The sequence below is a fragment of the Parathalassolituus penaei genome, from assembly GCF_026626885.1.
Lineage (GTDB): Bacteria > Pseudomonadota > Gammaproteobacteria > Pseudomonadales > Oceanobacteraceae > Oceanobacter > Oceanobacter penaei.
The window spans coordinates 115,979-140,216 of record NZ_JAPNOA010000020.1; the positions used below are offsets into that span (position 1 = coordinate 115,979).

Annotated in this window: 22 protein-coding genes and 1 riboswitch; of the genes, 7 read left to right on the forward strand and 15 right to left on the reverse strand. The window is 57.6% G+C overall.

Going from position 1 to position 24,238, the window contains the following annotated elements:
• Positions 1-680: 680 nt before the first annotated feature.
• The 10 genes from OUO13_RS07440 to gap form a co-directional block, all read right to left on the reverse strand.
• Positions 681-1,493 carry a DODA-type extradiol aromatic ring-opening family dioxygenase gene (locus OUO13_RS07440; RefSeq protein WP_283173237.1) on the reverse strand — a complete coding sequence of 271 codons (813 nt, stop codon included), beginning with the start codon at positions 1,491-1,493 and terminating at the stop codon, positions 681-683.
• A gap of 72 nt (positions 1,494-1,565) precedes the next feature.
• Positions 1,566-2,042: a methyltransferase family protein gene (locus tag OUO13_RS07445; protein WP_283173238.1), complete on the reverse strand. Its 477-nt coding sequence runs from the start codon at positions 2,040-2,042 to the stop codon at positions 1,566-1,568.
• Positions 2,043-2,204: 162 nt separating this feature from the next.
• Complete coding sequence (gene moaE, locus OUO13_RS07450; protein ID WP_283173239.1) at positions 2,205-2,663, reverse strand: molybdopterin synthase catalytic subunit MoaE; 459 nt, start codon at positions 2,661-2,663, stop codon at positions 2,205-2,207.
• 1 nt (position 2,664) lies between these two features.
• Positions 2,665-2,913 (reverse strand): MoaD/ThiS family protein, encoded by a 249-nt coding sequence (locus tag OUO13_RS07455; RefSeq protein ID WP_283173240.1) that lies wholly within the window; start codon positions 2,911-2,913, stop codon positions 2,665-2,667.
• Positions 2,913-3,437, reverse strand: coding sequence for a cyclic pyranopterin monophosphate synthase MoaC (gene moaC, locus OUO13_RS07460; protein ID WP_283173241.1), 525 nt, complete (start codon positions 3,435-3,437; stop codon positions 2,913-2,915). Before moaC ends, OUO13_RS07455 begins: the two co-directional genes overlap by 1 nt.
• A gap of 13 nt (positions 3,438-3,450) precedes the next feature.
• A complete protein-coding gene (gene moaB, locus OUO13_RS07465) occupies positions 3,451-3,996 on the reverse strand; it encodes a molybdenum cofactor biosynthesis protein B (protein WP_283173242.1) in 546 nt (181 codons plus the stop codon).
• Between the two features lie 18 nt (positions 3,997-4,014).
• Positions 4,015-4,617 (reverse strand): molybdenum cofactor guanylyltransferase, encoded by a 603-nt coding sequence (gene mobA / locus OUO13_RS07470; RefSeq protein ID WP_283173243.1) that lies wholly within the window; start codon positions 4,615-4,617, stop codon positions 4,015-4,017.
• Positions 4,618-4,619: 2 nt separating this feature from the next.
• Entirely contained in the window at positions 4,620-5,606 is a 987-nt protein-coding gene (gene moaA / locus OUO13_RS07475) for a GTP 3',8-cyclase MoaA (protein WP_283173244.1), read from the reverse strand.
• Positions 5,596-5,739: riboswitch (molybdenum cofactor riboswitch) on the reverse strand. Its footprint overlaps the gene before it by 11 nt.
• A gap of 650 nt (positions 5,740-6,389) precedes the next feature.
• The gene (pyk, locus tag OUO13_RS07480) at positions 6,390-7,823 is read right to left on the reverse strand and encodes a pyruvate kinase (protein WP_283173245.1); all 1,434 of its coding nucleotides are present in this window, start codon (positions 7,821-7,823) and stop codon (positions 6,390-6,392) included.
• A gap of 9 nt (positions 7,824-7,832) precedes the next feature.
• Positions 7,833-8,834: a type I glyceraldehyde-3-phosphate dehydrogenase gene (gene gap / locus OUO13_RS07485; RefSeq protein WP_283173246.1), complete on the reverse strand. Its 1,002-nt coding sequence runs from the start codon at positions 8,832-8,834 to the stop codon at positions 7,833-7,835.
• Positions 8,835-9,218: 384 nt separating this feature from the next.
• Here gap and edd point away from each other — a divergent pair, with 384 nt between their 5' ends.
• The 3 genes from edd (at position 9,219) to OUO13_RS07500 (ending at position 14,081) form a co-directional block, all read left to right on the forward strand.
• Complete coding sequence (gene edd, locus OUO13_RS07490; protein ID WP_283173247.1) at positions 9,219-11,045, forward strand: phosphogluconate dehydratase; 1,827 nt, start codon at positions 9,219-9,221, stop codon at positions 11,043-11,045.
• Positions 11,046-11,055: 10 nt separating this feature from the next.
• Positions 11,056-12,030, forward strand: a complete 975-nt coding sequence (glk, locus tag OUO13_RS07495) for a glucokinase (RefSeq protein ID WP_283173248.1) — start codon at positions 11,056-11,058, stop codon at positions 12,028-12,030.
• Positions 12,031-12,992: 962 nt separating this feature from the next.
• Positions 12,993-14,081 (forward strand): peptidoglycan-binding domain-containing protein, encoded by a 1,089-nt coding sequence (locus OUO13_RS07500; RefSeq protein WP_283173249.1) that lies wholly within the window; start codon positions 12,993-12,995, stop codon positions 14,079-14,081.
• A gap of 143 nt (positions 14,082-14,224) precedes the next feature.
• Here OUO13_RS07500 and OUO13_RS07505 read toward each other — a convergent pair whose 3' ends face one another.
• From OUO13_RS07505 to zwf, 5 genes are all read right to left on the reverse strand, one after another.
• Complete coding sequence (locus OUO13_RS07505) at positions 14,225-14,527, reverse strand: hypothetical protein (protein WP_283173250.1); 303 nt, start codon at positions 14,525-14,527, stop codon at positions 14,225-14,227.
• 179 nt (positions 14,528-14,706) lie between these two features.
• Positions 14,707-16,365, reverse strand: coding sequence for a glucose-6-phosphate isomerase (gene pgi / locus OUO13_RS07510; protein ID WP_283173251.1), 1,659 nt, complete (start codon positions 16,363-16,365; stop codon positions 14,707-14,709).
• 173 nt (positions 16,366-16,538) lie between these two features.
• The gene (locus OUO13_RS07515) at positions 16,539-17,195 is read right to left on the reverse strand and encodes a bifunctional 4-hydroxy-2-oxoglutarate aldolase/2-dehydro-3-deoxy-phosphogluconate aldolase (protein ID WP_283173252.1); all 657 of its coding nucleotides are present in this window, start codon (positions 17,193-17,195) and stop codon (positions 16,539-16,541) included.
• Positions 17,196-17,256: 61 nt separating this feature from the next.
• Complete coding sequence (gene pgl / locus OUO13_RS07520; protein ID WP_283173253.1) at positions 17,257-17,952, reverse strand: 6-phosphogluconolactonase; 696 nt, start codon at positions 17,950-17,952, stop codon at positions 17,257-17,259.
• Positions 17,952-19,415 carry a glucose-6-phosphate dehydrogenase gene (zwf, locus tag OUO13_RS07525; RefSeq protein WP_283173254.1) on the reverse strand — a complete coding sequence of 488 codons (1,464 nt, stop codon included), beginning with the start codon at positions 19,413-19,415 and terminating at the stop codon, positions 17,952-17,954. Before zwf ends, pgl begins: the two co-directional genes overlap by 1 nt.
• 749 nt (positions 19,416-20,164) lie before the next feature.
• Here zwf and OUO13_RS07530 point away from each other — a divergent pair.
• From OUO13_RS07530 to OUO13_RS07545, 4 genes are all read left to right on the forward strand, one after another.
• Positions 20,165-21,352: a maltoporin gene (locus OUO13_RS07530; RefSeq protein WP_283173255.1), complete on the forward strand. Its 1,188-nt coding sequence runs from the start codon at positions 20,165-20,167 to the stop codon at positions 21,350-21,352.
• Positions 21,353-21,578: 226 nt separating this feature from the next.
• On the forward strand, positions 21,579-21,770 hold the full coding sequence (locus tag OUO13_RS07535) for a hypothetical protein (RefSeq protein WP_283173256.1): 192 nt from the start codon (positions 21,579-21,581) through the stop codon (positions 21,768-21,770).
• Between the two features lie 136 nt (positions 21,771-21,906).
• A complete protein-coding gene (locus OUO13_RS07540) occupies positions 21,907-22,644 on the forward strand; it encodes a response regulator (RefSeq protein WP_283173257.1) in 738 nt (245 codons plus the stop codon).
• Positions 22,625-24,091 (forward strand): ATP-binding protein, encoded by a 1,467-nt coding sequence (locus tag OUO13_RS07545; RefSeq protein ID WP_283173258.1) that lies wholly within the window; start codon positions 22,625-22,627, stop codon positions 24,089-24,091. The genes OUO13_RS07540 and OUO13_RS07545 overlap by 20 nt, the downstream gene beginning before the upstream one ends.
• Positions 24,092-24,238: the final 147 nt, after the last annotated feature.

Here is a 24,238-nt window from a genome sequence, read left to right on the forward strand (position 1 = left end):
GCGGGCCTCCCCCTGCTTTTGCCCGCTGGGCTCGTTTTCCCGGTTTTCACCGACAACGGCTTTTCGACCCCGACCCGATGGCACGTCCCTGTGCCAACGGGTCTGGCGGGGCATCCATGCCCCGGCTGGGTCGGCCGTTGCGGCGAATCCCGGCTCGCCCAGATGGGCATTGGCGGCCACCTTCGGTGGGCAAAGCCGTTTTTTTCCTGGAGCGCGCCGTTGGCCGCGATGGCGTGGCGGGGATTTTCGGTGTGGATGGATACTGTGCGCCAGACGCCAGACGCCAGACGCCAGACGCCAGACGCCAGACGCCAGACGCAAAGCCGCTTGCCCTGCCTGGGGGACCTTGTCCCCCGGCCGGGCGGCCGTCCCCCTGCTTTTGCCCGCTGGGCTCGTGCCTCCGGTTTTCACCGACAACGGCTGATCGACCCCGGCCCGATGGCACATCCCTGTGCCAACGGGCCTTGCGGGGCATCCATGCCCCGGCTGGGTCGGCCGTTGCGGCGAATCCCGGCTCGCCCAGATGGGCAATTAACAGTGGCCAGCTGCGCTGGGCGAAATCGGTGCAAATAGATGCTCTGTTGTAGTGTGGGCATTTATGCCCACAAAAATCGCCCTCGACGCCCGACGCCCGACGCCCGACGCCCGACGCCCGACGCCCGACGCCCGACGCCCGACGCTTACCGTCCGTACTGTACGCCGGTGATCCAGGCTTTGCCGAACAGGCCGTTGTAGATGATTTCGCCGGGGTCGTCGAGGGCGGCGCCGAGGATGACCATGAGGGGTAGCAGGTGTTCTTCGCGTGGGTGGACGAGTTTGGCGTTGGGGGCGGAGACCCAGTCGCTGAGGCGGCGTTCGCGTTCCGGGCGAGGCATTACGGCGACTTCTTTTAACCAGGTGTCGAACGGTTCGGAGACCTGACGGGCGAGGTCGGTGCGGTTGATGCGTAGGTTATGGAATGACTGGCCGCTGCCGAGAATGAGGATGCCTTCGTCACGCAGTGGTGCCAGCGCGCGGCCCATCCGGATGTGGTCGGCGGGGTTGAGGCTGCGCAGCATCGACAGTTGCAGGATCGGCATGTCGGCGTCCGGGTACATGACTTTCAGTGGCACAAAGGTGCCGTGGTCATAACCGCGTTCTTCGTTGGTGTCGGTGGCAAAACCGGCCTTGTGCAGCAGTTCGGCGACCCGTGGTGCCAGTTCCGGGTAACCGGGGGCTGGCCATTGGATCTGGTAGGCATCGTCCGGGAAGCCGTAGTAGTCGTACAGCATCGGCGGTTGCGGGGAGGTCATCATGGTGGCGACGGCTTCTTCCCAGTGTGCCGAAATCACCAGCAGGGCTTTGGGTTTCTGGCGCAGGGTGGACGGGTACTGTTCGAGAAAGCGTCGCAGGTTGGCCATTTCCGACTCACCAAAGCGGCCGCCGAGATCAACAAACGGCCAGGGGCCGCCGCCGTGGGGCACAAATACGGTCGGTAAACGGGTTGGTTTCATGCTGGGTCCTCCGGAATTCGTCAGGGGGAAAGGCCGGTCCTGACCTTCCCCCAGGGTCTGGAGGCAGTCTACTCAGAGCCAGCGGCGGACAGAATCCCGATAGCTGGTGAAGTCTGTTCCAAAACGCTTTTCCAGTCGTTGTTCCTCTGGTCCGATCTGGAAACGGTTCAGATAGACCATAAACAGCGGCACCAGCAGCAGCGGCAGGATATGCGACAGATACAGCGCCCACGCCGCCAGTACCAGCAGAATGCCGACGTACATGGGATTACGGGTGAAACGGTATATTCCGCTGGTGACCAGGGCGCTGGTGCGATCCGGGCGGTGTGGGTTGATGGTGGTTTTGTGACGCCAGAAGCAATACACACCGAGCAGTGCCGAGACTATGCCGCCCGCGGCGACTAGGCTGCACAAGGCCAGATGGTGAAACGGCAGCTGCGCCGGACGTGGCACAAACGGCACTATCAGCGCCATCAGAATGGCCAGTGCCAGCGCCACCAGGGGTGGTGGGATCAGTAATTCCAGACGGGCAAGCAGTTGGTCTTTCATGAGGATCTCCATTCAGCTGCTGGCCATCATAAACCAGCAGGCGGGTGGCTTCAGTGCCACCAACGGCGAATGGTCGTTCAGGAAAATGGTCGTTCAGGAAAATCGGCGTGCCAGTCGGCGTATGACTGCTGAAGGCGACAGTGCGCGTCAGTCGGCGGAGGGTTACCAGCGTTTCAGCGCTTCGGTGTCCTTGGCGGCGGTGTCGATCCAGCGTTGCTGGTGGTCGCTGCCGTCGCGTACGGTTTCTTTTTTCCAGAACGGTGCGCGGCTTTTGAGGAAGTCCATGATGAACTGGCTGGCCTCGTAGGCGGCTTCACGATGGGGGCTGCTGACGCCCACAAACACGATCTGGTCGTTGACCTCCAGCTGGCCAACCCGATGCACCACCTGCACCCGGCCCAGCGGCCAGCGCGCGCGGGCATCGGCTTCGATCTGTTCCAGCGCCCGTTCGGTCATACCGGGATAGTGCTCCAGAAACAGGCCTTTGACCTGATCGCCCTGATTGAGGTCGCGCACCAGGCCAACAAAAAACACCACAGCACCATCGGCCGGGTTGTTGTTCACCAGTTGCTGGTATTCCGCGCCGACATCAAAGTCGGCGGTTTGCACCCGTACTGCCATCTCAGCCTCCGGTCATGGGTGGGAAAAACGCCACCTCATCACGGCTGCTGACCAGCTGCTGATCGTTGTTGATCAGGGTCTGGTTGACGGCCACCAGAGCGCGGCCGCTGGCCAGCAGGTTCTGGTGCTGCGGCCAGCGTTGCTGCAGGGCGGCACGAATATCGGCAATCTGAACCGGTTCCGGCAGGTCCAGCTCAATGCTGTCCTGGCCCAGTTCATCGCGCAGACGGGCAAATAACAGGACGTTCATTATTGCTGCTCCGCGCCAGATTGGGTGTTTGCCTGCGCCTGCCAGTGGCCGGTTTTACCACCCTGTTTTTCCAGCACCCGGATGCCGGTCAGGCACATGGCCGGATCAACCGCCTTGCACATGTCGAACAGGGTCAGAGCGGCGACGCTGACGGCGGTCAGGGCTTCCATCTCGACGCCGGTCTGACCGCTCAGTTTGCAGAGGCTGTGGATACGCACCCGGTTGAGTTCGGGTTGTACTTCAAAATCGACCGCCACCTTCGACAGCATCAGCGGATGGCACAGCGGAATCAGCTGGCTGGTCTGTTTGGCGGCCTGAATGCCGGCAATCCGGGCAACCCCGAAAACATCCCCCTTGTGATGACCACCACTGATGATCATCTGCAGGGTGCTGGCCTGCATTTCCACATAACCTTCGGCGCGGGCTTCACGTACGGTCACCGCCTTCTGGCTGACGTCGACCATGCTGGCTTCACCACGGCTATTAACGTGGGAGAACTGATTCTGCTGTTGTGGCGTATCCATAACCTGTCCGTTCTCAGCCGCGGCTTTCACACTGGCCAGGAGCCGTGTTTTTCAGACGCAGTACAAAGTTGCATGGGCGGAAGCGGGCATCCAGCTGACTGGCGATGATGTCATCCCAGGCGGTGCGGCAGGCGTTGGTGGAGCCTGGCATGCAGAAAATAATGGTGCTGTTGGCCAGACCGGCAACCGCGCGGCTCTGGATGGTAGAGGTGCCGATCTGGCTGTAGGAGATCTGGCGGAACAGCTCACCAAAACCGGTGATGGTCTGGTCGAACAGCGGTTCGAGTGCATCCGGAGTGGTGTCACGGGCAGTGAAACCGGTACCACCGGTTACCAGTACCACCTGGGTGGTGGTGTCGGCGATCCAGTTGGAAACCACGGCACGCAGGGCGTACTTGTCATCGGCCACAATGGCTTTGGCGGTCAGGGTGTGACCGGCTTCGGTCAGCTTCTGCACCAGCAGCTGGCCACTGGTATCGGTTTCTTCCGTGCGAGTATCGGAAACGGTCAGCACCGCAATGTTCAGTGGCACAAAATCGTTGGTAAAGGTCTTGGACATGTTCGGGCTCTCTTGAATTCAGAAGGAATGCGGCCGGATCTGGCAGGCCTGCCATTCTTCCGGGGTATTGGTGTTGGTAAAGACGAGTGAATCCGGCACTGGCAAACCGGCGGCATTTTCGCGGCGCAGCATGCCTCGTATCGACTTGTCGCTGCTGAGCTGGCCAAGACGCTGGGCCAGATCGCTGCGCAGGCTGCTGGTCACGGGCAGATACAACGGCAGGTATTCACCTTCAAAATACAGGCCCTGACGCAAACGACGGCCGCTTTCCAGCAGGGATTCCAGCACGTCACGGGTCATACAGGGCAGATCGACCGGTAATACCAGTAATTCGGTGGCATCCGGACAGGCGTTCAGGGCGGCGGCGATACCGGCCAGCGGGCCTTCGTGCTGGCCCTGATTCTGGTCGATCAGCAATTCGGCACCGGCCAGTGGCAATTCACCGTGGCGCTGGTGACGGCTCACCAGGTAACGATCCAGCGACAGACTTTGTAACAAAGCCAGCTGGCGATGTAATAAATCCGGATACCCTTCGATAGGTAGCAGGGCCTTGTCCTTGCCCATCCGCCGTGATTCACCACCGGCCAGTAACAGGCCAACGGTTTGGGATGTGGCTTTCATGATCAACCTCCGAGCATGGCGAGATGGCGGGTAGCGCCGGTCTGGCCCTGATGCAGGTAGTGGCTTTCGCGTTTTTCACCCAGCAGCTGTGGCAGTGTTTGCAGCAGTTCGGCCTGACGGTCGGCCTGCAGCAGCTCACGGATGTCGTAGCCCTGTTCACCAAACAGGCACATGTGCATCTTGCCCACCGATGACAGGCGCAGACGGTTGCAGCTGGCGCAGAAATCGCGGCTGTACGGCATGATCAGGCCGATCTTGCCGTGGTAATGCGGGTGGCAGAACTCCAGTGCCGGGCCGGCGTTGGTTTCCCGCAGCACCGGTAACCAGCCCTGATCCAGCAGGTGCTGGCGAATCTGTTCACCACTGACGTGGTTCTCGGCAAAAAACACCTGGTTATCACCGGTTTGCATGAGTTCGATAAAACGCATACTGACGGGGGTGTGTTTGACCCAGTCGAGGAAGGATTGCAGCTGGTCGAAGTTGAAGCCGCGCAGCAACACGGCATTGATCTTGACCTTCAGACCCAGCGCCAGCGCGCGATCGAGCCCACGCAGCAGCGACGGCAATACGTCGTGGCCGGTGATGGTGGCAAACTGGGCCGGATCAAGGCTGTCGATGCTGAGGTTGAGATTGGTCAGGCCGGCGGCGACCCAGTCGTCAACCGACCGTTCGAGGCGATAACCATTGGTGGTCATGGCGACGGTGTCGATACCGGGAGTGCTGGCAACGGCGCGGATAATATCGGGCAAATCCCGACGCAGGCTGGGTTCACCACCGGTGATACGGACCTTGCGGGTGCCGAGTGCCGCAAAAGCACCGACGGCGCTGCGAATTTCATCGAGCGACAGGAAGGCGGTTTTCCCCGACCCTTGATAACCGTCCGGCAAGCAGTAGTTGCAACGGAAGTTACACTGGTCGGTTACCGACAGGCGTAAATAACCAAAGCGACGGCCAAAGGCGTCACTCAGGTGAGGTTCGGGCAATGTCATTGTTACACCTTTCCAAAAATGCGGGAGGCCAGACGGTTTCCCATCGGACCCTGGTGACCTGCCAGAGGCGGCCACGGCTGCTGCTACATGCCCTGCGGGTTTAGTGAACAGCGGCTCGGTTAACAGACTCCAGTGTATGACGATTGATCACAAAACAGTAGTAGTCATACCGCCAATGCCGTTTACGGTGTTGCCACTGTCGTGACTGATCGAGAGAACAACAATATGGGACAAGAAGATGGGCCGCTGGATTCATGAGGTGGCTGTATAGCAGCTATGAACTGACCTGCTGCCAGACCGTGCCCATAAACCGTAATGCCGATCAGTTAAGGACTTTTAAACAGCCTGATCATTGATTTCCGAATGTGCCCAGCGCAGCTGGCTGCCCAATGCCCATCTGGGCGAGCCGGGATTCACCGCAACGGCCGACCCGGCCGGGGCATGGATGCCCCGCCAGGCCCGTTGGCACAGGGATGTGCCATCGGGCCGGGGTCGAAAAGCCGTTGTCGGTGAAAACCGGAAACACGAGCCCAGTCGGGCTAAGCAGGGGGAGGCCCGCCCGGCCGGGGGACAAGGTCCCCCATGAGGGCATACGGTAGAGCCAATTAACAAGCCGAGCAGATCGTGATCAACCGATGCCATAACGACGTTTAAGAATGCCGACGGGGGCTTAACTGATCGGCATTACCCATAAACTGTGCCCATAAAAAAGGGGAAGGTAATACCTTCCCCATAAGCGTCCCCAGCGGGACGAGCCGTGAATGAGAGCGAAGAACAAACGCGTCAGACGCGCATGATCTTGAGAACGTCGGTACCACCCTGGGCGTTGAGGTAATCACCTTTGGTCATCACCACCAGATCACCGTTGGTGACCACACCTTTGGAGCGTAAAACGTCAATTGCTCTTGCATTGACATCTTCCGGCGCCAGACGTTCCGAATAGAACGGAACAGTTTGCACACCACGGTACAGCGCAACCCGGTTCTGGGTGGCTTCCTCGCGGCAGAATGCATAAATCGGCAGCGGTGAACGCAGACGCGACATCAGACGCGGCGTTGCTCCGGATTCGGTGAGGGAAATAATCGCCTTCACACCCTGCAGATGGTTGGCCGCGTACATTGCTGACAACGCGATGGTTTCATCAACGTCGTGGAATTCCTCGTACAGGCGGTGTTTGGAGCGCTTGGACAACGGATGACGTTCGGCACCCAGAATAATCCTCTCCATGGCCGCTACGGCTTCCACCGGGTAATCACCGGCGGCGGTTTCAGCCGACAGCATTACCGCATCGGTGTAATCCAGCACGGCGTTGGCAACGTCGGAAACTTCCGCACGGGTTGGCATCGGGCTGGTGATCATCGACTCCATCATCTGGGTGGCGGTGATCACCGGTTTGTTGAGCTGACGTGAGCGGGCGATGATTTTCTTCTGCACACCCACCAGTTCGGCGTCACCGATTTCCACCGCGAGGTCACCACGGGCGACCATCACGGCATCGGAGGCGCGAATAATGCCATCCAGCACTTCGTCATCGGCCACACACTCGGCACGTTCGATCTTGGATACCAGACCAGCATGACCACCGGCGGCCAGCAGCAGGCTGCGGGCTTCTTCCATGTCGGCGGCATCGCGCGGGAATGACACCGCCAGATAATCCACACCGATTTCAGCAGCGGTAATGATGTCGGCGCGATCCTTGTCGGTCAGAGCACGAGCGGACAGACCACCACCAAGACGGTTGATGCCCTTGTTGTTCGACAGCCAGCCGCCAATCCGCACCCGGGTTTCGAGCTTGTGCGGATGGGTTGCGGTCACTTCCAGCTCTACACGGCCATCGTCGAGCAGCAGGATGTCGCCAACACGGGCGTCTTCGATTAACGCCTTGTAGTCGATCCCCACCTGATGTTTGTCACCGGCTTCGTTGCCCAGCGTGGCATCGAGGGTGAAAGCCTGGCCAACATCCAGCATGACCTTGCGATCGGCAAAACGGGCGATACGGATTTTCGGGCCTTGCAGGTCACCGAGAATCGCCACAAAACGCCCCTGTTTGCGAGCCGCCTGACGCACCAGCGCCGCGCGCTGGCGGTGGTCATCGGCTTCGCCGTGGGAGAAGTTCAGGCGCACCACATCGGCACCCGCTGCAATCAGCGCTTCGATCCGTTCAGGACTGCTGGTGGCCGGACCAAGGGTGGCCACAATTTTGGTTCTTCTGCACATAGTCTGGCCTTAGCGTGCGCTCATCAGGGCCAGAGTGTTGTCCAGCATACGGTTGGAGAAACCCCACTCGTTGTCATACCAGGACATCACTTTCACCAGACGGCCGGAGACCTTGGTCTGGCTGCCATCAAAAATGGACGAACGCGGATCGTGGTTGAAGTCGATGGAAACCAGCGGCGCGTCGTTGTAACCCAGCACGGCGGATTCCTTGGCGGCAGCGGCCATCAGTTCGTTCACTTCTTTCACGCTGGTTTCACGGCACGCGATAAAACTCAGGTCCACCAGAGACACGTTGATGGTTGGCACACGTACGGCCATACCGTCGAACTTGCCTGCCAGTTCCGGCAGCACCAGACCAACCGCGGCGGCAGCGCCGGTTTTGGTCGGGATCATGGACTGGGTGGCAGAACGGGCGCGGTAGAGGTCGGAGTGGTAAACATCCGACAGGTTCTGGTCGTTGGTGTAGGCGTGGATGGTGGTCATCAGGCCACTTTCGATACCAATGGCACGGTGCAGCACCTGCGCCACTGGCGACAGGCAGTTGGTGGTACAGGACGCGTTGGAAATAATCTGATGGTCGGCGGTCAGAACCTGATCATTCACGCCAAACACCACGGTGGCATCCACATCGGTGCCCGGTGCAGAAATAATGACCTTGCGGGCACCGGCGGTCAGGTGTGCGGCGGCTTTGTCACGGCTGGTGAACAGGCCGGTGCATTCGTATACCACGTCAACCTGATGTTCGCCCCATGGCAGCTCGGCCGGGTTACGAATGGCGCTGATGGCAATGCGGTCACCGTTGACGGTGATGCTTTCGTTGTCAGAGCTGACAGAGCCCGGGAAGCGGCCGTGAACGCTGTCATACTGGAACAGGTGAGCGTTGGTTGCCGGTGGTGCCAGATCGTTGATCGCTACGACCTGAATACGGTCGCGGTAGTGATTTTCGTACAGGGCACGCAGGACGTTACGGCCGATGCGGCCAAAACCGTTAATTGCAACTCGAATAGTCATGATGAGCCTCAGGGTGTTCTTATTTTTGGTAATATTTAATAAAAATTTACATCCGGAAGGCTCGAAGTCAAGGATTTTTGGTAGGAAACGCGTCGTTTATTTTGTAAACTTACATAAAATTCGCGAGAAGTCTTTCACAACCTTTCACCGCGGTGAAAGGCTTTGTAACAAAGGCCTCTGACAGTGCCCGGATTGCCCACCGGCACTGGACTGAACCGCTCTGGATGGCCTGATTCCTGTTCCCGTTGGTGCTTTTTGGCTCCGTCGGGTCTGACGGCAGGTAAGTGGGAACATCGGCAGCCAGTCACAGAGTTTGACCCCTTTGATGAAAGAAATTTCCGAACCTTAATAATCACAAGAAACACATCATCCGGGAGGAGCGTTATGCATCCGGTCGTCGAACAGGTTACGCAACGCATCATCAAACGCAGCTCTGCCGCCCGCAGTGCCTATCTGGCCAGTATGAAGGCCGCCGAAGAACAGGGCGTGCACCGCGCCACGCTGGCCTGTGGCAACCTTGCCCACGGTTTTGCCGCCTGTAACAGCCATGACAAGGACGTCCTGAAACTCATGAATCAGGTCAACGTTGCCATGGTGACGGCCTACAACGACATGCTGTCGGCGCACCAGCCGTTTGAGCACTACCCGGAAAAAATCCGTGCCGCCGTGCGCGCCATGGGGTCGGTGGCTCAGGTTGCCGGTGGTGTTCCGGCCATGTGTGATGGGGTGACCCAGGGACAACCGGGCATGGAGCTGTCACTGTTCAGTCGTGATGCGATTGCCATGGCGACCGCCATTTCCCTTTCTCACAACATGTTTGATGCCGCCCTCTACCTGGGGGTGTGTGACAAGATCGTTCCGGGCCTGTTGATGGGGGCCCTGCGTTTTGGCCATCTGCCAACCGTGTTTGTACCAGCGGGCCCGATGCCATCCGGTTTGCCAAACAAGGAAAAAGCCCGTATTCGCCAGCTCTATGCCCAGGGCAAGGTTGGCCGCGAAGAATTGCTGCAGTGTGAAGCGGATTCCTACCACAGCGCTGGCACCTGTACTTTTTACGGCACGGCCAACAGTAACCAGATGATGGTGGAGATCATGGGTCTGCACCTGCCGGGGTCTTCCTTCGTGAATCCGGGCACCGAGATGCGTGACGCTTTGACCGCTTACGCGGCCCAGCAAGCGGTGCGCCTGACCGCCCAGAACGGCCGTTTCACTCCGCTGTACGAAATCGTTGATGAAAAATCGCTGGTGAACGGCATTGTTGCCCTGCTGGCGACCGGTGGTTCAACCAACCACACCATGCATATCATCGCCATTGCGGCGGCGGCCGGTGTGATCATCAACTGGGATGACTTCTCTGACCTGTCGTCGGTGGTGCCGCTGATTGCCCGCGTTTACCCGAACGGCGAAGCCGACATCAACCACTTCCAGGCCGCTGGTGGTGTGTCTTACGTGGTGCGTGAACTGCTGGCTGGTGGTTACCTGCACAACGACGTGATGACCATCATGGGCCAGGGTCTTGATCGTTACATGCAGGAGCCATTCCTGCAGAACGGTGAACTGGTATGGCGTGACGGCCCGGAAGCCTCACTGGACGAAAAAGTGCTGCGCTCCCACGGCAACCCGTTCTCCGCCGATGGTGGCCTCAAACTCATGAGTGGCAACCTCGGTCGTGGTGTCATCAAGATTTCGGCGGTAGCACCGGAACACCGGGTGGTGGAAGCCGATGCCATTGTCTTTAACGATCAGGACGAGCTGGCTGCCGCCTTCAAGGCTGGTGAGCTGGAGCGTGATTTTATCGCCGTGGTGCGTTATCAGGGCCCGAACGCCATTGGTATGCCAGAACTGCACAAACTGACGCCATTCCTCGGCACCCTGCAGGACAAGGGTTTCAAGGTGGCACTGGTGACCGACGGCCGTATGTCCGGTGCCTCCGGTAAAGTACCGGCGGCGATTCACGTCTGGCCGGAGGCCCGTCTGGGTGGCCCGCTGGCGCATGTTCAGACCGGCGACCGTATCCGTCTGGATGGCAACACCGGTGAGCTGAGCCTGCTGGCAGCCGATGACAGCTGGCTGCAGCGTCCGGCCTCGGAACCGGCGGTGGTGAATGAACACCACAACGGTATGGGCCGTGAGCTGTTTGCACCGATGCGCCAGCAGGTGAATTCTGCGGAGCAAGGCGCAACCGTTTTCCGTTTTGCCGGTATCGAGTGAGGTAATAGCGGTGAGTAATGCAGTACTGGTAGGTGATATTGGTGGAACCAATGCCCGTTTTGCCTGGATCGACAGTTCGGCTGCCAATGCCGGTCTGCAACAGGTGATTACGCTGGCAACGGCTGACCACAGCAACATTGATGAAGCGATTCGTGAATACTGCAGCCGCGCCGGTATTGCGATTCCGACTCGCGCTTGTCTGGCTCTGGCGTGCCCGGTGGATGGTGAAGACATCCGCATGACCAACAACCACTGGTTTTTCAATCGCCAGCAGTTGAGTCAGGCACTGGGTCTGCAACAGCTGAAACTGGTGAATGACTTTACCGCTCAGGCGTTAGGCATGTTGTGTGTCGACGCCGCCGACCTGCTGCCGGTAGGCGCTGGTACGGCGCTGCCACAAGCGGCCCGTCTGGTGATTGGCCCCGGCACTGGTCTGGGCGTGGGCAGTCTGGCTTACACCCCGAATGGCTGGTTGCCATTACCGGGTGAAGGTGGACACGTCAGCCTTGCCCCTCACAACGAACAGGAAGACGCCATTCTGGTGGGCTTCCGCCGTTTGTACGGACGGGTATCGGTTGAGCGGGTGCTGAGTGGTCAGGGTCTGCTGGACCTCTACGGCATCATGGCTGAACTGCGCGGCGTTGCCGCTGAGCTGGATAGCCCGGCGGCGGTCAGCTCGGCCGCGCTGGAAAACCCGGACTCACTGGCCGGTGATGTACTGCGCCAGTTCTTCCGCATGCTCGGTTCAGTGGCAGGCGACAACAGCCTCACCATCGGTTGCCGTGGTGGTGTGTATCTGTGTGGTGGCATTCTGCCACGGGTACGCGAGCTGTTCCTCAGCAGCCCCGACTTCCGTCAGGGCTTCGAAAACAAGGGCCGTTTCCGGGAATATCTGGCCGCCGTGCCAGTGTGGTTGTGTGTTGCCGAAAACCCCGGCTTGCTGGGTGCAGCGGCAGCACTGGATAACCCGCTGGTAAGAGGCTGAGCGGATTGGCCGACTGTCCTGTCGGAGCCGTCGGGGTACGGCTTCGCCTCAAACCGCAACATCGGTATCGCTATCCCGGCCGTCGTGCGATCGGTCGGGTGCCTTTTCTGGCTGCGACTGATTCAAATCCTGCCGTATTTCTCGCCGGGAGCGTCTGGCTTGTCATTTTTGCTGCAATGAGTCGGTGATTTTGTACCAGATGGTAGATGAAGCTGGCGCGCTGTCGCTGGATAATGGCTCTGTTTCGTGACGGACGCCGTTCGCCGAGACAGTAGCGCCCCAACGAGTGGTGCGACAAGCACCGGGAGTAGGGAGATCTCCATATATGACCAGGTTGGCGTAGTGATCAGCTGCAGGAGCAGGTCGTAATTGTCAGGAGGCAGGAGATCTCCTTGCCTTCATTCCTTGTTTGGCATTCTTTTACCGGCTGCGATTGCCCTCTTTTGCCGAACTTCCCGTAACCAGGCTGAAGTTTGTGGCGACGGTTATCTGTCCACTGCGACCATCAACAGTCTCATATGTCTGTTCCGTAACCGGGCTTCGATTCCGCTGGCTGTTCAGGATCGCGCGTCTGGACTTCCGTCCAATCGCTTTCGTCGACGAAATTCCGTACTCCATGCATGAGGAATCACGTTGTTTGCAGCATTAATGGCAAAAACTGTTTTGGAATTTTGATTTTTTGCTGATATCAATCATTGTTATGATTTTCAAAAGTGTTAATTGTGACAATCGATAACTTAATGACATGTTCGATATGGATAATGGGTTGGGTCCGATGTCCAGAGCTGTAGCAAGCGGGAGTTTATAGCGTGCTTTCAGTGAATGATTGGCAGACCAAGGTCTGTCGTGTGAGACGAAAGCGCCTTCGGGAATGTGATAGCAGCACCGGAAATGGCCCATTCGTCTCGGGAGGTGTGACTGGATATAGGACTAACCATGTCGTTAAATTTAAAGGATTGAATATGAACAAACACCTGCTTGCGGTCAGCATTGCCACTATCATGCTGAGCGGATGTGCAACACAGGCCAGTAAAGACAGCAGTGCTGCAGACACCGGTGAGTATCAAAAGCTGGTGACCTCCAATCAGGAGCTGACCAAGCAAAATGAAGAACTGCTGCAGAAGCTGAAAGCGTCCGAGTCTGATGAGGCGGCTGTGAGTGAAGCAAGCTCACCGGCGATTGATCAGCAGCTCCCCCCGAATGCCCTGCCTGGCCACTGTTACGCACGACTGGTCATTCCTGAGCAATACAAGGATGAAATCCAGAAGGTGATGATCGAGCCTGAACAGACCAGTGTTGAGGTCGAACCGGCACGATACGAAACCGAGTCCAAGGAAGTTCTGGTCAGCGAAGCCTGGGATGAACTGGTGGTGGTTCCAACCACCTACAAAACCGTAGAAGAACAGGTTCTGGTCAAGGAAGAATCCAAAAAGCTGGTTAAAAAACCGGCTGAGTACGAGACAGTCACCGAGAAAGTGGTGATTCGTCCTGCCTACACCACCTGGAAGAAAGGCCATGGTCCGGTTGAGAAACTGGACGACGCCACCGGCGAGATTCTCTGTCTGGTTGAAGTGCCGGAAGAGTCCAAAATGGTTTCCAAAACGGTACTGATAAAACCGGAGCGCACCGAAGAGGAAGTGATTCCGGCGGAATACACCACCGTCAGCAAGCAGGTTGTGGATGTAGCGGCTCACACCGAAACCATCAATCATCCCGCGGTCTACAAGACGGTAGAAGTAGAGAAAATGGTTGAGCCTCCGAAAGAGCTGGCCCAGACCGTTCCTGCCAAGTACCAGGACCTGCCACAGACCGTCAAGGTATCGGATGCCCGCATGGAATGGCGTGAAATTCTGTGTGAAACCAACACCACTCCTGACATCGTCAAGAACTTGCAGCAGGCCCTGCTGGATCATAACTACAATCCGGGCCCGGTGGATGGCGCAGTGGGCTGGCGTACTATGAATGCGGTAACCGCATTCCAGAAAGACAATGGTCTGCCAACCGGACAGCTGACCCTGCAAACCCTGAGTGCACTGGGCGTGATGAACTGATATCCGTCGGGTGAAGCAACGGGCTGCCTTGGCAGCCCGTTTTTTTTTCGCCTACGCGAGGCTCTGTAACGGTTGCGTGAAGCCTTGCCAGCGCTTTTCAACCGCAACGATCACCTCGGGAGGTAGCCAGGCGGTGGATTATGTTACCGGGGAAAGTTGGATATCGCGCAGGATGTCCGGTGCTTTTGTATTACATCCGCCAGAAACCCTTCAGTGAATACTGACAGCTGCATCAGCAGTTTGTCGGCAGACAACGCCCCTGACTCGCCCTTCTGAGAAGTCTGCAGCAATTCCTGACAGACCTTGTCCATGGTCTGTGTCAGGTTGCGCAGCAGCATCCCGTCGGTCTGCTGCGAGGCCATATCCTTGTTGATCATACGTTCGTACTGACGCAGCCATTGGCGTTTCAGGCTGTCAATGGAGGCTGGATCTGTGGCGCATTCCATTAAGAACCTCCTGGCGATGATGGATACCCGGTAGCACCCGCCGATCCGGGGTCGGCAAGGCCTTGTGGGTTCCATCAAAATGCACACCAGAATCCGCAGGTCAGCGAATCCGTCGCAGCCGACGACGCCGAACCGGACAAATGGCCGACTGCCCCATCGCTGTCGGGCCGGGGTTTCGCTCAGCCTTCACTGTGCAGCTGACGACGTTTTTCGACGAAGTACTGCATCAGGTTGCGGGTGGAATCGTCGTGATCCGGCTTGATCTCCCCGCTTTGTAACTCAGGCAGGATGTTTTTGGCCAGGGTTTTACCCAGCTCCACACCCCACTGGTCAAACGAGCAGATATCCCAGATCACACCCAGAATGAAAATCTTGTGTTCATACAGGGCTATCAGGGCACCGAGGGTGCGCGGGTCGAGACGGTCGAGCAGCAGGGTGTTGGTCGGGCGGTTGCCACGGTGCACCTTGTGTGGAATCAGGCGTTCGATTTCGTCGGCGGCCATGCCTTTGGCGGTCAGGTCGCGACGCACGTCGTCGGCGCTGATACCGGCCATCAGGGCTTCGGTCTGGGCGAAGAAGTTGGCCATGAGTTTTTCATGGTGGCCCTGTACCGGGGTGCTGCTTTCAATCGAGCCGATAAAGTCGGCTGGCACAATGGTGTTGCTCTGGTGCAGGTACTGGTAGAAGGCGTGTTGGCCGTCGATACCCAGCTGACCCCAGATAATGGAGCCAGTGCTGTATGGAACCGGGTTGCCATCACGATCCACGGATTTGCCGTTGGATTCCATTTCTGCCTGTTGCAGGTAGGCCGAGAACTTCTGCAGTGGCCAGTCGTACGGCAGGATGGCCTGGCTGCTGCGACCGAGGAAGGTGCTGTTCCAGAGGGTGGTCAGCGCCATCCAGATTGGAGCGTTACGTTCCAACGGGGCGTTGCGGAAGTGCAGGTCCATGTCGTGGGCGCCTTGCAGCAGCTCCTCGAACTGGCGGAAGCCCAGGTACAGCGCGATTGGCAGACCAATGGCGGACCACAGGGAGAAACGGCCACCGACCCAGTCCCACATCTGGAAAATGTTTTCCGGGGCGATACCAAAGGCTTTTACCGCTTCAACGTTACTGGATACCGCCACGAAGTGTTTGGCCACAGCACGACGGTCAAACGACGATGCCATCAGCCAGTTGCGCGCGGTTTCGGCGTTGGTAATGGTTTCGCTGGTGGTAAAGGTTTTGGATGCCACCACAAACAGTACCCGTTCCGGGTTCAGTTCACGCAGCACGTTGGCGATTTCCACGCCGTCCATGTTGGACACAAAGTGCACACGCAGGGTGTCGTCGGCATACGGTTTCAGCGCCTGGGTCACCATACGCGGGCCGAGGTCGGAACCACCAATACCGATGTTCACCACGTCGGTAATACGTTTGCCGGAGTGACCACGCCATCTGCCCTTGCGAACGGCGTTCACGAATACACGGATACGCTTCAGTTCGTGGTCGATCACCGGCATCACATCCTTGCCACGCACCAGCACCGGGGTGCCGCTGCGGTTACGCAGGGCGGTGTGCAGAACGGCACGCTGTTCCGTGGAGTTGATGATGTCGCCTTCGAACATGCGTTCACGCCACTGTTCGATACCCGCTTCACGCACCAGCTGCAGCAGCAGGTTCATGACGCCGTCGTTGATCGGGTTGCGGGAAATATCGAGCAGGATGTTCTGCACTTTCAGGGAGTATTTATCGAAACGGTCCGGGTCGCTGAACAGGGATTTGATCGGGGTTTCGAGGGCCGGGGCAATCTGTTCCTGCAGACTGGTCCAGGCGGGGTGGCGGGTCAATTGCGGCATGATCATCTCCTGTGGTGTAACCGCCCTGCGGATCATGGCGCGGGGCGGGGGCAAATCGGAACCATAAGGACCGGCAGCCTGCCTGCTGATTGTGACAGGTTGGTGATAGCAGGCGTTGGTGCTGGCGGTCGCTGTTATTGTTATTGGTCGGGGCCGGTCTGCGGCGGAGCGGTTCAGCTGCGCAAGGCGCTGGCTTCTGCCGCCAGGTCGCGGATGGCGCCCCAGTTTTTGCTGCTGATCAGGTTGTCCGGAGTTAACCAGGTGCCACCAACACACATCACGTTGTTGAGGCTCAGGTACTCATTGGCGTTGCTGATGCGGATACCACCAGTCGGGCAGAAACGCACATGCGGGAATGGCCCGGCAATGGAGTTCAGAATGGCAGTACCACCGGCGGCAGCGGCCGGGAAAAACTTGAAGCGCTGATAACCGAGGTCGAGGGCGGTCATCATTTCAGAGACGGTCTGGATACCTGGCACCATAGGTACACCGGCTTCCAGAGCGGCTTTCAGCAGTGCCGGAGTGGCGCCCGGCGTGAAGATAAATTCACTGCCAGCGTCGACCGCTTGCTGCAGGTTGGTCGGGTTGGTAACCGTACCGGCACCGACACGGGCGCCCGGCACTTCGGCGCGGATCAGACGAATCGCATCCAGTGCGATGTCGGAACGCAGGGTTACTTCCAGTACTGGCAAGCCACCTTCCACCAGTGCGGTAGCCAGTGGAACGGCATCTTCCAGACGATCAATTTTCAGAACCGGAATCACCGGGGCCAGCGCTGCCATGGCATCAATGGCAGCGATGAAGTGTTCTGGGTAACGGGCTTCAGACATGTGCAAGTCCTCTTTTATAGTAAGTTGTGCCGCTGAGTGTGCGGATGGCGTCCGGCCGGGCTTATGGAGCCCAGAAAATCCGGAGGCCGGCGCTGAAGAAATGGCGAATCGGCATTTCCTCGCGCTGATTGTTCCTGAGCGCCTGGCTGAGGGTGTCGAGCTTGTCGGCCCCGGTCAGGTGCAGAATACGTTCGTTACTGGCCAGCAAACGCTGTGGTGTCAGGGTCATACGCTGCCACGGAGCGCTGGTGGGTTGTACCCATTCGCAGTCCTGACGGCTGTCCCACACCCGTGGCAGTTCTTTTGAGCAGGGGAACAGTGACGCGGTATGACCGTCATTGCCCATGCCCAGCACCACCACGCTCAGTTGTGCTGGCAGCTGTTGCAGTTGTTCACGGCAACGGCCCAGTGCTTCGTCTTCCTGGCTGGCCGGGTTCCACAGCGGAATCCAGCGAGCTTTGGTTGCTTCGTTACGCAGCAAGTGTTGTTCCACCTTGCCCTGATTGCTGTCGGCATGTTCCGGCGGCAACCAGCGGTCGTCGGCCAGACTCACCAGGACATTTTCCCAGTCGAGTTTCTGCTGGCTGAGGGCCTTGAACATCGGCACCGGAGTGGAACCGCCGGACAGGATCAGACCGGCCTGACCGTTCAATTGCAGGTCCTGACGCAGACGCCCGGCAATGTGGTCGGCAAGCGCCTCGGCACATTGCTGGCGATCTTCAAAACGGTGCAGTGTGATGGCGGCTGGCAGTTCCATCAGAGGTCCTCCTGCCAGCAGTTGCCATCTTTCATGATCAGCAGGTCGGCACCTTTCGGGCCCCAGCTGCCAGCGGAATAACCTTGCGGGGCGCTGTCGTCCTGTTTCCACTGTTCGATCAGCTGGTCACACCAGTGCCAGGCGTGTTCGATTTCGTCACGACGCACGAACAGGTACTGGTTGCCACGTACCACTTCCAGCAACAGACGTTCGTAGGCATCCGGGATACGGTTACGGCCAAAGTCGTTGGCGAAGTCGAGACGCAGACTGCCGGCGCGCAGGTTCATGGCCTGGCTGAGGTCCTGATCCTTGTTGAGGATTTTCAGGGAAATCCCTTCTTCCGGCTGCAGACGGATGGTCAGACGGTTACGGGCCACCGAACGCTGGTTTTCATTAAAGATGTAGTAAGCGTGCGGTTTGAAGTGCACGGTAATCTGCGACAGCTTCTGTTTCATCCGTTTGCCGGTGCGCAGGTAAAACGGCACACCTGCCCAACGCCAGTTACGGATTTCGGCCTTGATTGCCACGAAGGTTTCGGTGCTGCTGTTGGGGTTGGCACCTTCTTCATTCATATAACCCGGTACTGATTTGCCATCCACCACACCTTCGGTGTAACGGCCACGGATCACGTGTTTGTCGGGGCCCACGGCCTTGACCGGTGCCAGTGCCTGCAGTACCCGCACCTTTTCGTTACGGATGGCGTCGGCGCTGAGGTCGAGTGGTGGTTCCATGGCGGTCAGGGTCAGCAGCTGCAACAGGTGGTTTTGCACCATGTCGCGCATCTGGCCAGCTTCGTCGAAGTAACCCCAGCGGCCTTCAATACCGACTTTTTCAGCCACGGTGATTTCAATGTGGCTGATGTGGTCACAGTTCCACTGCGAGCCAAACAGCGGGTTGGCAAAACGCAGGGCAATCAGGTTCTGAACGGTTTCTTTGCCGAGGTAATGGTCGATCCGGTAGATCTGGGCTTCGGTGAAGTACTTGCCGACTTCATCGTTAATCGCCGCAGAGGATTCGTGGTTGTGACCCAGCGGCTTTTCCAGCACCACACGGCAGTTGCTGTTCAGACAGCCGGAGGCATGCAGGTTCTGGCTGATTGGGCCAAACAGGCTGGCGGCGGTGGCGTAATAGAAGACGCGGTCGTGATGTTTCTGCAGCAGCAGTTCGGCCAGCGGCACGTAACCCTTGGCATCGGTAAAACTGATGCACTGGTGGTCGAGACGGGCGCTGAATGTTTCGATTTCTTGCGTTACCTGCTCTTTCTCCGGCACGTAACGCGCCAGATTCTCAAGGCTCTGGCTGATAAAGCTGTCACGGTTGCCGTCGCGGGAGACGCCAATAATACGGGATTGTGGATGTAACAAACCGGCACGGTCGAGCTGGTACAGGGCGGGCAGAAGCTTGCGTTGGGCCAGGTCTCCGCGGGCGCCAAAAATGATGATATCGCTGGCGTGGGAACTCATGGTGATGTCTCGTTGTTTGTAATTATTCAGAAATTGATCAGATGGTAGGCAGAGTTCGCTCGTTAATCAATCGTGATTTTGCTAAATTTACATAAATTTTATGCATCAACATACCTTCCTCCAATCGTTTGACTTGCATCGGGATGGCCATGATAACGCCTTCCTGATGACGATGTGTGTTGTCATGAGGGTTTTTGACCGGCTTTTGGGCAAATACCGGAACAGTGCGTTGTCATTCGAAATGTTGTTAACCAACAAGAAATAATTGAAATATACGGTTAATAATTCAATTTTAAGCCATCTTTTTGGGTTTTTTACATCTTTAGTAGTGGGGTTGGGCAATAAATCAGCAGTTCTTCTGCAAACCTTTCAATCATTTCTGACGAACAATCCCGGATGAAAGGTTTCGTTACATTTTGTATGACTAAATTACTTCCATTGAGGCGGGTTTTTGGTAATTTTCCTACATCCGCTACCGAACTGCGGCAACGATGAGAATAACAATAATCCTGGTATGAGCTGATCCACGCTTTACCTGGTTGCAGCGAGAGCAAAACGTATTTCGTTCAATTGTTTCTGGAACGTCACGGCCAAAAGCCTGTGACCACGGCCTTTCTGCGCCTGTTTCCAGCCTTCATCGTGAAATGAACTGTGCACCGGCCTGTTGACCGACGTGATGACTGACATCCCGGTATCAGGACTTTGCCAGATAACAATAAAAAACCACTAGACAGAAGAGCGATAACAACATGAAACGTCTGACCATGTCTCCAAAGATTCTCGCCTGTGCCATTTCCGCCGTGGCTGCCATGCCAGTATTTGCTGAGCCATCCACTCCGGATCTGGACTTCTACGGTTACTACCGCACCAACGTGGGTACTTCCAACGAGGGCGGCGACCAGATGTGCTACAAGGCTGCTGGTGCTCGCGCCAAATACCGTCTGGGTAACGAATGTGACAACTACTACGAAGCCGGTGTGAAAGGTGAGCTGTTCAACCAGAACGGCCGTACTTTCCGCGTGCAGACCATGCTGGGTGGTTCTGATACCAGCGAAAGCGGTATCGGCCTGATTCAGGCGGCTGTTATGGGCGACAACGTGATTGATGCCCTGCCAGGTGCCACTCTGTGGGCCGGTAAGCTGTACTACCAGCGTCATGCCGTTGCCATGAACGACTTCTTCTACTGGAACGCTTCCGGTAACGCTGGCGCCGGTATCGAAAAAATCTCTCTGGGTAGCGATGCCAAACTGGCCGTCGCCTGGATCGAGAACAACTCTGGTGCAGCCGGTGATGTTCACAACAACAACATCGACGTTCGTGTTTCCAACATCGGTATCGCTGGTGGTGCTCTGGAAGTAGGTGCTACCTACGCGGCTCCTAACCTGACTGATGATCAGGAAGCCATGGGTGTTGCCGATAACAACGGTTCCCTGATCTCTCTGGAATACGGCTTTGCCGGTAACACCGACGACGCCTACAACAAGGTGGTTCTGCAGTTCGGTAACGACGGTATGGCTGGCAGCACCGGTGTGAACGACAACACCATGGAAGGCAGCAGCGTGCGTGCTATCGCCTTCGGTCTGGTTGATATCGCTGACAACCTGGAATCTGAATACAACGTGCTGTTCGACAAGGTTGAAGATGCCGCTGGTAACACCACCACCTGGACTTCTGTGGGTGTGCGTCCGGTAATGCACTGGAACGACGTAGCGTCTACCGCTCTGGAAATCGGCCACGATTCCGTTACTTCCGACACTATCGCTGACAACAAGCTGACCAAGATCACCCTGGCTCAACAGTGGGCTGCTGGTGACGGTTACTGGGCTCGTCCACTGGTTCGTGCCTACGTGACTCACGCCAAGGGCGGTCAGATTGCTCTGGGTAACGGTAACACCGCTGGCACCAGCCTGGGTGTTCAGGCTGAAGTCTGGTGGTAAGTCATTGATATCCGCCGCCTGAACAGGGCGGTGGATATTTCCCCGCGTTGCTGTGTATCCGTGTAGTGCTCGCTCAGATTGGTCACCTGGGTCGCGGGTCCACTCCAACACTCTCTGGCTCAGAGAGGCCGTCAGCCTGCTTATCCTTCGGCAGGCTGACTTCTTTTTCCATCCGGCAGGTTGCTCGTGCCCGCCGGAATTCCCCTTGTAGTGGTGGAGACGCATCATGGTATGGCCTACCTGTCCGCGTCCGGTCAAGGCCCGGGTCGCGGCAATCACTGTAAACCAGTGGTCACCTTGTAATAACAATTCAGCAGCGCCTTCGCTGTTTCAGGAACCGGTGTCCAGCCTCTCCCGTATGCAGCCGTTAGCCGGTTGGTGTGGTGCCAGTGGGCGTCAGAATCGCAGCCGCAGCTGACAGGTGTGAGCAGGCGTGAATAAAGCGGGTATCCAGGGGGGATATCAGGGTTGCAAGTCGGAACTGCCTCGCTATCGTTTCTTATGTCAGGAGTTATCTTTAAACTCCGGCTCTGGCAAATCTGACAGGTACTGATATGACTCCGGTAAAACCCTTGTTTGTAGTGGACGACGATGAAGGCATTCGCTCGCTGCTGCAGGCGTATCTGGAACAGCAGGGTTTTGTTGTCACCAGCTTTCCTGACGGTGAGTCGTTTGTAGAGCATTTGCGTTTGCATCCGGAACCGCAGATGGTGATTCTGGATGTGATGTTGCCCGGTATCGACGGCTTTGAAGTGGTGCGTCAGGTGCGCGGTTTTTCGCGAGTGCCAATCATCATGCTGACCGCCAACGCTGAAGAAACCGATCGTATTGTGGGCCTCGAAATGGGTGCCGACGATTATCTGGAAAAACCCTTCAACCCGCGTGAACTGCTGGCCCGCATCAAGGCCATTCGCCGTCGCACCGAAGTGCAGGCCGCCCCGGCCAATAACGATGTGGAACGTTATCGCCGGTTTGAAGGCTTCTGCCTCGATACCCTCAGCCGTAATCTGCGCGGCCCGGACGGTGAGGATATTCCGCTGTCGGGAACCGATTTCCAGTTGCTCACCATGCTGCTCGACAGCTGTGGTGAAGTATTAAGCCGTGAAGCCATTGCCGGTATTACCCGTGGTCGCGACAACCTGCCGATGGACCGTTTTATCGATGTGCAGATCAGCCGTCTGCGCAGCCGTCTGGGTGACGACGCCAAGGCGCCAACCCTGATCAAGACCGTGCGTGGCAAGGGTTACGTATTCACCGCCCAGGTGTCTGGCAGTGCCAACGCCAGTGTCTGAAGCCGGTACGGAGGGTTTGAAAGGATTACGGCATCTGTCGTTATCGACCCGCTTCCTGTTGTTGCTGGCGATCGGTATTGTGACTGCCCAGCTGATCTCCAGCGCTATCTGGTATGCCCAGTGGCGCAGTGATACCGATAACACCGTACGCGACATGTCGGAGCACATGGCGTACCGGATCGCCTCCACCGCCTCATTTTTTACCTCGTTACCCAATACCTATCGCCATGTGGTGCTCGACCAGCTGCGCGATATGGGCGGCACCCGCTTTTTTGTGTCGCTCAACCGTGAGCGGATTCTGGTGAACGATCTCAACGATTCCCATCGCAAGAGCATTGTGGTCAACAGCGTGCGCCAGGTGTTGCAGGAACAGCTGGGGATAAAAGACGAAGCCACCATCGAGTTTTCCCGCGCCGAAGACCTGCACGTTCTTAACAACGAAACCCGTTTGCTTGATCTGCCGGACAACTGGGGCGCCTCAAGCCTGCTCTACAAACCGCTGGATGCACCAATTCTGGTGGTGCAAATCCGCATTGCGGATAACCAGTGGTTGTATCTGGCCAGCCTGATGCCAGACCCGATGTTTCTCGATGGCCAGTCGCCGCTGAGTCTGGAGCGAATGTTCTCGCTACTGGTATCGCTGGTGGTGGTGCTGTTGCTGGGTTTCCTGTTTGTGCGCTCATTAACCCGGCCATTACGCCAGCTCACCACCGCGATGGAGCAGTTTGGTCGCGGTGAAAGTGTGCGCTTGCCGGAAACCGGCAGCAAGGAACTGGTGGCCACAGCACGGGCGGTGAACGATATGCAGGAGCGTATCCAGCGGTATCTGGATGATCGCCAGCGTTTGTTTGCCTCGATTTCCCACGACCTCAAAACCCCGATTACCCGTCTGCGCCTGCGTGCCGAATTGTTGCAGCGCGAAGAAGTACGGGAAGCCTTCCGTGAAGATCTCGAAGACCTCGAAATCATGGTGAAAGCCTCACTGCAGTGCGTTAAAGACACCGATATTCACGAAACCCCGGTGGAAGTGGATATTGGCCGATTGTTACGAACCCTGCAGGAAGGTGCCGATTTGTGCGGCGGGACATTACAGCTGCCGGATGACCTGCGCTGCAGTTACCGTGGCAAACCGCTGGCGCTCAAACGCTGTATCGGCAACCTCATCGACAACGCCATTTATTACGGCCAGCGTGCCGAACTGAGTGTGCAGGACAGTGCCCATACCCTGACGCTGGTTATCCGCGATTTTGGCCCCGGTATTCCCGCCGACAAGATTGATCGCGCCTTTGAGCCTTACACCCGTCTGGGAGCCCATACCGGACTGCAGCCAGGTCATGGCCTTGGTCTGTCGATTGCTCGCAACATTGCCCGCGCCCACGGCGGTGAAATCACCCTCAGTAACCACCCGGACGGTGGTCTGGTCGCACGCCTGGTGTTGCCGCGCTGATTCCGCCGTTCTGTGCCAGACTCTCTGTTCTGAGGACGGGATGCTGTAACACTTTGAAAGGTTTCCATGGGCAGTCTTACTTTCTGGCACCTCGTCCTTTGGTAACGTGTAATGACGGTCTGCAAGCACAGACCGCCAAGATCACAA